Origin of the sequence: Haloarcula onubensis (genome assembly GCF_031624605.1) — an archaeon.
In the GTDB taxonomy this organism is placed as follows: Archaea; Halobacteriota; Halobacteria; order Halobacteriales; family Haloarculaceae; genus Haloarcula; species Haloarcula onubensis.
The window spans coordinates 1-11549 of record NZ_JAMQOS010000006.1 but is presented as its reverse complement, the minus strand read 5'-3'; the positions used below and the strand labels follow the sequence as shown (position 1 = coordinate 11549).

Here is an 11549-nt window from a genome sequence, read left to right as displayed (position 1 = left end):
CGAGAGGAATTAAAGAGCATGCTGTTTCTGGAAGACGGTTGCATATGTAATTCCGATACCGAGCCCCACGAGATGGGCCCAGTTTGCTACACCCCCAGGACCCATCGAAGAGAAGCCAGCAACGGTCGAGAAAGCAGCAAATCCGACAATTAGTATCCAGAAGGGCACTGGGATTAAGAAAAATAAATATACTTTAATATTGGGCCTGTGGAGGGTTAGTACCCCCAATATACCCATAATGGCACCCGATGAGCCAACGATACCTGGCTGAATCCCCGTGTTTAGGACCAGTGTCGTACCAACCTGTGCAAGCCCGGCTATTATACCCGAAACGAGAAACAACACTACAAAATGCACCCTTCCGAGGCGCCGCTCAACGACTGGGCCAACAAAAAATAGCACGATACTATTAATTCCGATATGAACAAAGCTGCCATGAGAGAATATAGACGTGACCCATGTCAAGACGTTTAGCGGCTGCTGTGGCGAGAGAACAAATATTGACCGCCATAATAAAGATCCGGGAGGGATCCGAAAAAAAACAGGGAATATTACGAACTGCATCAAAAACGTTGCCCACATTAGTATGAGAATAAGATAGGTCATGTTGATTCGGAAAGAACTAATCATACCAACAGTAGGTATTGGCCGGTTAATAATGGATTTTACTAGCCCGAGGAAATTTGCCAAAGAGCGAGTACGGTTCTGAACGGAACTGTCAAACTCAAAGCTCAAAAGACCGTTCAACTGGCCGTGGTGAATCGCCAGACTTAGCTTGATTTAACCGTTTTAGCGATTGCTTGATGGAAGTCCGTAATCGGCATCATCCGTTCTTGCTACCGTCTACGTCACGCTCCTACTTCAACGTGCAAAGCTGAGTTAAACTATGGCTGTGGCCTCCAACAGTCACGCCTTGGCCGTCTATGGTCAATTCTCACGGTCTACCGGTACAGTTTGGTTGTATTTGTAGATACTAACACCACTGTTACGGTATACCCGAGTGAATTGGGGGTTCGCAACCATTGACCGATGAAGCGCCGGTGGAATTGACGTTGCAGTGCGGCCGGACATGAATCTGCCGTAGGGTACGTAGACGTAATCAACCTCCGGAGCGAACTCGTACTTGACGAGTGTTGCATTCACACACGAGGCGTTCCAGCAGTTCCCGAGCTGTGATTGAGCCGATTCGTGTCTCCGGAACGTCTCTTGACCCAACCACTCAGTCCCGTATTTTACGATGACCGATGTCCGATTTGTGAAATACGGTAACCACTCGCTAGCTCCTCCGAAAACGGCTATCTGTGCGTCTACGGCGGTCTCATCTTCAATCCACTCCATTGCCGATCGGTCCTCAGCGTCGACATACACTGGGAGCGGACTGTCCGAGCTGGTTCTGGACGCAGCGACCATGTTCTGGCTTATGAACGGGCCAACGAGAAGGACAATGAACATAATCGCGACCACTCGCTTTGAGGACAGATCCGGCAAGACAAATGTCATACCAGACAGAGTTGGACGGGAGAACCATTGTACGGACATATCCGGTAGGTCAGTATCCAGTCCCGTGAGAGCGGAGAGGATGAATATGAATCCCACCGCCCCCAGCGGCGCAACAATCAGTATCCCGAGACGGCCATGGGGTGGCACCAAAAGGAAAACTGGTGTGGCAAGCCAAGCGGGCAGGCGCCACTCACCCCGGGAAACCATTGCCACGGTGCCGATAAGTGCAAAGACTGCCGGCCAGTTCAGCACGTAGCTACTACCCCAGAACCATCGGACAAGGTCCGCCAGATCTGACAGACTATTATTAATTGAACCCTGTGAGCCCGCCCCGGCAAAAAAAATGTCTACTCCATGAATAGAAACAACGGTAAGCCACCACGGGCTAGCGATAATAAGCCCAACGACAGCAATACCCGCCCCAGTCGCGAGCCCCCGTAGCGAGCGATCCCAGACGAGCCACGCGGCAGCGATAGCCGCCCCCGCCGCTGCGGCCTGGACGGGATGGGTCAGAACCACAAGCCCCCAGCCGACGACAACGATGGCAAGAGCCCGTTGTCCTTCACCGTTCGCATAGTATTGGTAGGCCCCGAGCATCGCGACCAGCATAAACAAAAAACCAAGTCCACGGACAAATCCACTTGCACCAATTAGATACACGTTCAGCGAGAGGTTAGTGCCGGTGATAATGCCGGCAATACACCCGGTCTCCGGGCTATCAGTGATCACAGTTATAAAATGGTATAGCATCACGACGTTGCACAGCAGAATAACTGGCGCCCCGAACCGCAAGAGACTGACACCATCAACGCCCAATTTCTGGAAGAGCGCGATAACGTAGAAGCCCAGCGGCGGATAACCGAACGGAATCCCGTCGCTCGTAAAGCCCGAAATCGTCGCCGGTACCAGTGCATCAGAACTGGCGACAGTCGCCGCCATCTCCAGGAAGAGCCCACCTAGCAGCGCCGGGAACTCGTGTGTACGGAGGTAGGCAATCTGGACGACTGCAGAGGGACCGAGAGCAAGCAATAAGAACACTCTGTACCGATTCAATCGCATATACACCTGCAACAGGAGTACATTCATAAGATTATTGCTCAATGATGAGTAGAGAGTGCTTCCGATGTCAAAGGGTAAAGAGAGTGACTCCATGAGAATCCCGCTGAAATCCCTAGAGCGTGAAGTACGTCATGGAGTCCCGAAGGTAAATCTATGACATACATCCCCGAGTACGGGAGGATGACGGACCTCGGATGCGAAGGAACAGGAGAATTGGGATCGCAGCCCGGCCGATATCGGTCGGCCGTGGCTGCAAGCCCGCAGCGATGTCGTTCCGCATCACGCATTCAGGACTCCAGAGGACATCACGACCGCAACCACTGATCACTATTTGCGCATTGACCTCCACAAACGGCGAGCACAAGTTGCTGTTCTCGACGATGAAGGCGAGGTCGTTAAAGAGGTCCGCGTCGCCAACGCGGACCTCGACGAGATTGCACAGAAGTACTCTGGTAGTAACGCTGCGCTCGAGGCGGGAAGCAACTACTTCACCATTTACGACAGACTCGACGAAGAGTTGGACGTAACTCTCGCCAATCCGGCCAAGGCGGATTGGCTCGAAAATCAGAAACAGAAAAACGACCGCAAGGACGCCAAGAACCTTGCACGGTTCCTCCGGTTGGGCGAAGTGCCAGAAAGCTACGTCCCGCCGGAGGAATTCCGGCGCCACCGCGCGCGCTTGGGCGCAGTCACAAAAACTGATAAGGCGCCAATCTTCATCATCGGCGACCGTGGCACCGGACAGCACGGAATCCTGTCGAAAGCCACCAACTAAGGTACACGTCAACACCTGCGAGAACCACGCGCCATTAACGCGGCAGTGGCTCTCGCCCCACCAAGGTATCTTCAAGCTCAGCTTTGCACGTTGTCACATTGACATTTGGAATGCAAAGATGATTACAAGAAACGCTCTACTGGCGGATTTGGAGTCTGATTTCACCGCTACCGAGGCGTCGGTGGGAGTGCTGGAGACGGCGTTCACACCGTTCGCATCTCCAACTGAGAATATGTACCCACAACTGGAATCCGCATACCCGCTTTAATACGGTCTCACACGCCGTTTTCGTCCGATAAAATATCAGATTGTAATATGAAAGCCGAGTTCAAGGACAAGCTGACACCGTATCTCATAGCGTTCCAGCTACGTCAGTAGCTGTTCCGGGATCTATGCTGAAACTGACTCAAACACACTATTCGAGCAACGCTGTGATATAAGTAATGTGCTACGGATGAGCGACTTATTTTATTAGTGGTATCGGTTAGCGTGGAATATCTGGCCTTGCCATCGCGGTGGATAAAAGTTGTCGGATTCATCCCGCCTTCAGGCGCGGGTATTCTATTTTTCAGTATATATGCGCTTCACAAGAGGAAGCACTGTAAATCGAATTCCCAAAGAGTGGGACACCAAGATATATTCTTACAATAAGCACTTCATCGGCTCTTGTGATGGAATACGGTCTCATCATCATCTGGCTCGCTTTCTATCTCCTGCTGGCCTACGTTGGTGCAACTATCGCCTCGGCACTGTTCCCCAATCTTGCCGAGCGTGGGGTCGCCTTTGGCTTGCCGGTAGCACTGGTGATTCTCTGGCTGTGTACGTATTTCGTCGGTCGCATCTCAATAACGGCCGGTATTTGGCTGGGGGTGATAGTGCTCGTGGGGGCCGCCTCAGTCTCCTATCGCCGAGAGCCTATCGAGTTCCGGTCGTTCGGTGAGGTTGCCTCTGTGTTCACTATCGCGTTTCTCTTCGTGGTGTGGATTCGGGCCCTCGACCCAGCTATCTCTCCGATGGCTGGCGAAAAGTTCCTTGATTTCGGGCTTGTCCAGTCTCTGCTGCGGTCCGATACCCTCCCGCCGGAAGACATGTGGTTTGCTGGTAAGCCGGTCGCGTACTATTATGGCGGCCACTTGCTAACAGCGATTCTAACCCGATTGACGGGGACGGCCGGCCAATATGCCTATAATCTCGCACTCGCAGGGTTCTACGCGACGTTAGTGACGGGTGTCTACGGACTGGCCGGCGCCGTCGCAGCCGCTCGAAATCTTCCTCGCCGACTCGCCGCAGGACTCTCAGCATTTTTTGTCGGTATCGCTAGCAACCTCACGACGCCAGCTCGTGGACTACTGTGGCTCCTGCCAGATAGCGTCGCCGGTGCGGTAGCCGGGGCTGCTGGTTATGAATTAAGTGGTCTAGCCAACGGTCCCAGCGAGTTCTACTTTTGGGACGCCAGCCGCGTGATCAAAGACGATCCCACAGACTTCGCCACGTATACACCCGCGAAGGGATACAGTGTAAACGAATTCCCCCTGTTCGCCTGGCTCAACGGCGACCTCCACGCTCACATGATGAGTACGGGATTTCTCGTCCTTGCAGCAGCACTGTGTTTCAGCTACTACCAGACTCCAGGTGAAAAGCGTGAACAGCGGCTATTGCTTCTGTTTGGGGCCCTTCCGTTGGTCGCTGGATTCATGGCAGTAACAAACACGTGGTCGTTCCCCTCTATCGCCGGACTCGCAATGGTGACCGTCGCTATGTCGCCGACTAGTCCGCAGACGTTGCTACCGGCCGTGTTTCGTGATCCACTCCCCCAAGAGGGACTAGCAGCCGAGGGATCTCGAATCGGACTCTCAATCGCCGTCGCTGCTGTCATCGCTATTCTTGGGTTACTCTGGTCGCTCCCATTTTGGCTGGGGGTCGGAAGCGGCCGCGAAGTCACGTATCTGCCTGACCGGAGCAGTCTACCCGAGCTGCTGGCCATCCACGGGCCATTCCTCATTCCTTTTGCCGTGTACCTATACGCGCACATTGGCAGAAATACAGCCACCAGAAAGGCTCGGTTTGTCGGCCTAGGATTTCTCATCACGGTCGTAGTTGGCGCACTAGTTGACCTAGCCGCTATCGGCCTCGTCTTCCCGCTGCTCGTGGGGGCTTGGCTATTTGCTCGCGCGCCTGACGGCAGGCCGACATGGGGGGTGCTGCCGGCGCTGACCGACGGCGGCGAGCGCTCGGTCGGCTTCGAGACTGTGCTGGTGGTGGCGGGAGCTGGACTGGTCATCTTTGTGGAGTTTATTTTCATTAAGGAGAACCTCGGGCGGATGAACACCGTTTTCAAGACATATATGCAGGTTTGGGTGCTGTGGGGCGCTGCTGTCGGACCGATACTCGCATGGTTGCTGACGCGCTGGTGTCCGGATAGCGAGACAAAGGGGCAACTCATAAAGGCTGGAACGACAATTTTTGTTATCTTTCTGGTTTGTTCGACATCGGTGTACGCCGCCATTGCGCTGCCGAACCATGTCAACCGCGCCGGGGAACCAACGCTTAATGGGATGGCATACCTCAACGATTCTCATCCTGGAGAATCTGAAGCTATCCGTTGGCTGAACCGTGAGATAGACGGTCGCCCGAACATGGTCACTGCAGCGCCAGCTGGCTACTATTGGGTACCCAGTGAGGGCAAAGGGGCCAGTGCCCCGTCAAGCCTGACAGGAATCCCGACGGTGGCAGGGTGGGTTCACCAGATTCAGTATCGGAACCGCAGTGTCTACTACCAGCGTGTAAACGACGTCGAAGCCATCTACAGTGGCCAGCACGCTCAACAGCGCGAACTTCTCCAGAAATATAATGTGAAATATATTTATAACGGTCCAGCGGAACAGGCCCGCTACTCAACCATCACGGTCCAACACTTGGACAGTGTAGTCGAAATACACCGCTCGGGGGAAGTCATAATTTACCGCGTCAACCAGAGTTCACTTTGAGACCTGGAAAATGGGGATACTGATGACTGTGTGACACTAAACCGCTTCTCTGCTCGTGGGTTCCTCTTTGCAGTCGCACTCACTGAGGAAAGGGGTTAGCCTAACTGAGGTGCTAAGCCCCCTTCCTCAGCGAGCGCCGAAGGCGCGAGCAGGAAGGGGATACAGCGCCGCACAGTTCTCATACACGATTCGGTGGCAGGTCCACAGGCCCATGCAGTAGTAATGTTTTTTGCGCATAGAGTATATACTATGCATACAGTGAAACGGACCACAATTACTCTCCGAGAGGACCAACACGAGTGGATTCAGGAACACCACCTGAATCTCTCGTCGTTCATCCGAGAGCGACTTGACGAGTACATCGAGGAACACGAGTAGAGAGCCATGTACTACGCCTAACCGTCTCAAACCGTCCAACGCCCACCGCGGGGAGTTGGACCGTCACCGAGACATTTGTAGGCAACTCTACAACCACACGCTCTACCGCCTCAACGAGTACCAAGACGAACACGGCGAACTGCCGTCCATGACCACCCTGCGGTCGGAGTTTCCCGACCTCAAGCAGTGGTGGGACGACCTCTCGGACGTGTACTCGAAGGTTCTCCAAACCGTCGTGGAACGTCTGTTCGACAACCTCAAAGGCCTCTCCGCGCTGAAAGAGAACGGCTACGGCGTCGGGCAACTCAAGTGGAAGCCGCCACGGGAGTTCCGCAGTTTCACGTACAGTCAGTCTGGCTTCAAGCTCGACAAGAAGGGCGGTCAGACTGTGCTGTCACTCTCGAAACTCGCGAACATACCAATCCGGCTCCACCGAGCTATCCCCGACAACGCCACACTCAAGCAGGTCACGCTCAAGAAGGAACCCACAGGTGAATGGTTCGCCACGTTCGGCGTCGCAATGGACTGCGAACCGCCCGAACCGCCTGAGAATCCCGAGAAATGCGTCGGCATCGACGTAGGGACACTCAAGTCCGCCCACGATACCGACGGCACGGCGGTCGGGTGCCAGCCTCTCCGACGAGCGTGACCGCTTGAAGCGCGAGCAACGGAAGCTCTCGCAGAAACAACATGGGTCGAACAACTACGAGAAGCAAAGACGGCGCGTAGCGGAGTGTCACGCCTACCTTCGGCGCAAGCGCCGCGATTCTTGCACAAACTCTCGGTGTACTACGCTCGGGAATACGACCTCGTAACGGTTGAAGACCTGAACGTGAAGGGGATGATGGAGTCATCGTCGAACAGCCGCAATACGGCGTCTGTCGCGTGGCGGACGTTCCTCTCGTTGCTCGAATACAAGTGTGAGCGCGAGGGGACGCACTTCGTCGCGGTCAACCCGAGAGGGACAACCAAGGAGTGCGCGTCCGGTGGTGTTTCGACGGAGAAAACACTGTGGGTCCGTGACCACTCCTGTCCTGCCTGCGCTTTCGAGGCGGACAGGGATGCGAACGCGGCGTGGAACATTCTTTCTCTCGGCCTTGAAGACATAGGAGTGGGATACTCCGAATCAACGCCTGTGAAGACTGCGCTCCCTACGGACATCAATTCGGTGTCTGCAAAGCGCGTCGTGGAAGCAGGAAGCCCTACCCTCAACGAGCGAACGGCCTCAGCCGTGAGCGAGTAGGGTAGTTCACATTTTTTCGGATGGCTAAATTAAGTTAGTTGAGTGGCACTACACCAGATATCTCTCACGCTGGCCGAACAAGAGACGCGGCGGTCGCATTCGTCGTGAGCGTGTTATCCGCGGTAGTCTCGTTCAAGCGGCCCTGTTGCTCGGTAAGCCACGCGTCGTAGTCGGACTGGTTCATCACGACGACGGTGGCCTGCATTTTGCTGTGACCCGGACCACAGAGTTCGGCACAGTAGAGGCGGTACGACCCGGTTTCGGTCGGTCTGGTCCGGGCAACTGTTTCCTGACTGGGGAAGATGTCCTGTTTCACCCCAAACTGGGGTATATAAATGGCGTGTATCACCTCCGAGGAGGTCATGGTAAATCTGACGTCAATCCCCTTTGGGAGGACGAGTCGCTCACTGGTGGTGACACCAGTGTCCTCGTAGCTAAATTCCCAGCCGTATTGATAGGCCAGTACATCTATTTCGACCTCCTCGCCGGCGTCGGCCGTCGTATCGGCCGCGGCCGGCGTAATATAGGGGTTGGTCATGACAAAAAATCCTGATATCCCGACGAACACCAGAATCGCACCGGTGGCGGCGGTCCACGTCACTTCGAGCGCGGGGTCGTCTATGGTTGGTCTGGGGTTGTCGTTGTTGTGGAACCGGTAGATGGCATAGACAAGCATCAGTTCGACGAACAGCGTCAGCGGTAGAGCGACGTACAGTAGCTGTTCGTTCAGCTCGTCGATGGCCGCCCGATTGACCGACTGGGCAGCCGCCGGTGAACTAAAAACTACCGCACCTATTGCAATAACGAAGAGCCAGGATAGTCCACGAGTGAAACGCATCGATATCGCTTGTGTCGGGAGTATAAAATAGCTTTGCCAGTCAACCCAAATCACTATACCGCTAGATACTGCCCGTCGTCGCGTAGTTTTATATCAATGGATCCGTGAGAATCCAATAATGCCCTCACCGACCAATGCGTACCGATGTAGTGTCTTATCGGTATCGTCGCTCATCAGAGCGCGGTTACCAGTAAACAGCTACAACGGTCCGTATGAAAAGCTGGCTACTGCGGCTCTACCAATGGCTTCCCGACGATGATGAACAGAGCTGTCATCGAAGGCTCAGCGCTGGGTATCCTTGCGATCGCTATTCTCACGCTCTGGCTGCGAGCCCGGTACAAGGCTCGTCCGACCAGCGACGGTGGCTACTTCACCCGTGAGGAACTTCAGTTCGAACTCAGCCGTCTCCAAGACGAGACGCTGCGCTGGCTGACGACGACAAACCACCGCGAAATCGGCATCCTCTACATCGCTTTCGGAACTGTCGCCGCTCTCTGGGGCGGGATGGACGCGATGATGCTGCGGACGGAACTTCTGACCCCACCAGCGGACATCTGGACGCCCGAGACGTACAATGCCCTCTTTACCACCCACGGACTGACGATGCTCATCTTCTTTGTCCTACCCGTTTTTTTCGGTATCGGGAACTACTTCCTCCCGCTTCTTATCGGAGCCGACGACATGGCGTTCCCGCGAGTCAACGCCATCGGCTTCTGGCTCCTCCCGCCCGCCCTGCTGATGGTCCGTTTCGGTCTCATCGTCCAGGTCGGTGGGCAAGTGTTGAGCCTCTTTCTGCCGGAGAAATCGATTCGCTTCTTCCTGACACTCCGGGAGGTGAGTGTCGGCTGGACACTGTACCCGCCACTGTCGGTGGTGCAACCGAACCCCCAGATAGACCTCCTGTTGCTCGGCCTGCATCTGAGCGGTATCGCGACGACGGTGGGTGCCATTAATTTCATTGCAACCATCATCTACGAACGTGCCGACGGTGTGACCTGGAGTAACCTTGATATTTTTTCGTGGAATATGATGGTAACCAGCAGTCTTGCCCTCTTCGCGTTCCCGCTGCTGGGGAGTGCCCTGCTAATGCTTCTGATGGACCGAAACCTCGGAACAACCTTCTTTGCGACAGAAGGCGGTGGTCCAATACTCTGGCAAAACCTGTTCTGGTTCTGGGGCCACCCCGAAGTATACATTCTCTTCCTGCCCGCGACAGGGCTGATGAGCCTCATCCTCCCGAAGTTCGTCGGCCGGAAACTGTTTGGCTACCAGTTCATCGTCTACTCCACGCTGGGGCTAGCCGTGATGTCCTTCGGCGTCTGGGCCCACCACATGTTCACCTCCGGCATTGACCCACGACTCAAAGCGTCATTCATGGCCATCTCTATCGCTATCGCCGTCCCGAGTGCTATCAAAGTGTTCAACTGGATAACGACGATGTGGGACGGCGACATACGCCTCTCTGCGCCCTTCATCCTGTGTGCCGGGGGTATCGGAACGTTCATAATCGGCGGTGTCACCGGGATTTTTCTCGCCGTTATTCCCATCGACATCCTGTATCACGGCACCTACTACGTCGTCGGCCACTTCCATCTCATCGTCGTCGGGATCATCCCAATGCTGATGATCGCCGCGAGCTACTACTGGTATCCCATCATGACCGGTCGCTGGTACGACAGGCGGCTGGCGAAGTTCCAGTCGGGGCTTCTCATCGTCGGCGCCTTCGTTACGTTCATGGTTCTACTCGTCATTGGCGGCATGGGACTGCCGCGCAGGCAGGCCATCTACCCACCCGAGTACCAGTTCGCCCAGCAAATAGCCACTGTCGGCGCCTACGTCATCGGCCTGAGCGCGCTGATGTGGCTCTACAACATGCTGATATCTTACTGGCGCGGCGACGTGGTCCAGACGACCGACCCCTGGGAACTGAAGGCGACGAACCAGTTCACCCGTGAGTGGCAGTGGTTCGAGGACCGTATGGTCGAGAAGTACGACATGGAGCCGGCCCAGCCCGAAACCACCCGGCGGTCCTACGCGCCGGAACTTGAGCCGATAGGGCTGCTTGGCGGCGTCGGCAGCGTCGCACAGAACGTCTACCGGAACGCGTCACTGGCCGCTATCGCCGGCTTCGTCGGCACCTTCCTGATGACCGGCGGGATCGGAACTGCAATCGTTATCGGCGTGCTCGACCCCTCGTCGTTCGGTGAGATCGCCGACCTAGTCGGTCTGGGGGAGAGTCCGCTCATCGGCGCGGGGCTGTTTCTGGTCGCTGGGACCGTCACCTGGCCGCTGGTTTTTCTGGCGTTCCAAGAGTATCTCCCCGGCCGCCGGATGTTCGAGACAGGGCTGGTGTTCGCGACGCTAGTCGCAACCGGCTTCTCGGTTGCCTTCTACACCGACCAGCAGGGGCTCGCATTCGTCGGCTATCTCACCTTCGTCTTCGTCGCTCACTGGGCATACGGAATAGGGCTGGCTGTGACCTTCCAGTTCCTCCGGTCCAGACAAACTGACATGGGGGCCTGATACTCAAAGAGATACGCTCTTCAGTAGACTGGCGGAACCAGGAGCATTAGTGCCTCTGGCCCGGCAAAAACGGGTATGCATGAAGACCGTCCTGCCTTCGGCCAGAGGCTATCGGAACTTGCGGAACTTGGGGTAATAGAATTTCGGGCCGAGCCGCTCGACGCCATCGTCGAGCGGCGTCTCAAAACGATCTGGGAAGAACGCTCCTGTCCACACTGCGGCGCAGACAGCCTCCACGCTCTCAAC

At 55.6% G+C, this 11549-nt stretch carries 5 protein-coding genes and 3 pseudogenes; 5 read left to right on the top strand and 3 right to left on the bottom strand.

Features of this window, described 5'->3' with window-relative positions; translation table 11 throughout:
- Window positions 1-9: 9 nt before the first annotated feature.
- Together NDI86_RS16625 and NDI86_RS16620 are read right to left on the bottom strand one after the other, a co-directional pair.
- Window positions 10-564, bottom strand: coding sequence for a rhomboid family intramembrane serine protease (locus NDI86_RS16625; protein WP_310901565.1), 555 nt, complete (start codon window positions 562-564; stop codon window positions 10-12).
- A 363-nt stretch (window positions 565-927) separates the two neighbouring features.
- Window positions 928-2652 (bottom strand): glycosyltransferase family 39 protein, encoded by a 1725-nt coding sequence (locus NDI86_RS16620; protein ID WP_220589783.1) that lies wholly within the window; start codon window positions 2650-2652, stop codon window positions 928-930.
- 211 nt (window positions 2653-2863) lie between these two features.
- On the opposite strand from NDI86_RS16620, the pseudogene NDI86_RS16615 reads away from it, so the two are divergent.
- From NDI86_RS16615 to NDI86_RS16605, 3 genes and pseudogenes are all read left to right on the top strand, one after another.
- Window positions 2864-3235, top strand: a pseudogene (locus NDI86_RS16615) (IS110 family transposase); the annotation flags it as partial.
- 770 nt (window positions 3236-4005) lie between these two features.
- Window positions 4006-6321, top strand: coding sequence for a DUF2298 domain-containing protein (locus NDI86_RS16610; RefSeq protein WP_220589784.1), 2316 nt, complete (start codon window positions 4006-4008; stop codon window positions 6319-6321).
- A 349-nt stretch (window positions 6322-6670) separates the two neighbouring features.
- Window positions 6671-7942: pseudogene (locus NDI86_RS16605) on the top strand (RNA-guided endonuclease InsQ/TnpB family protein).
- Window positions 7943-8006: 64 nt separating this feature from the next.
- Here NDI86_RS16605 and coxB read toward each other — a convergent pair.
- A complete protein-coding gene (gene coxB / locus NDI86_RS16600; protein WP_220589816.1) occupies window positions 8007-8780 on the bottom strand; it encodes a cytochrome c oxidase subunit II in 774 nt (257 codons plus the stop codon).
- A 255-nt stretch (window positions 8781-9035) separates the two neighbouring features.
- Between coxB and NDI86_RS16595 the strand changes: the two genes are divergently transcribed.
- On the top strand, window positions 9036-11303 hold the full coding sequence (locus tag NDI86_RS16595) for a DUF6789 family protein (RefSeq protein ID WP_220589785.1): 2268 nt from the start codon (window positions 9036-9038) through the stop codon (window positions 11301-11303).
- A gap of 75 nt (window positions 11304-11378) precedes the next feature.
- Window positions 11379-11549, top strand: a pseudogene (locus NDI86_RS16590) (IS1595 family transposase); the annotation flags it as partial.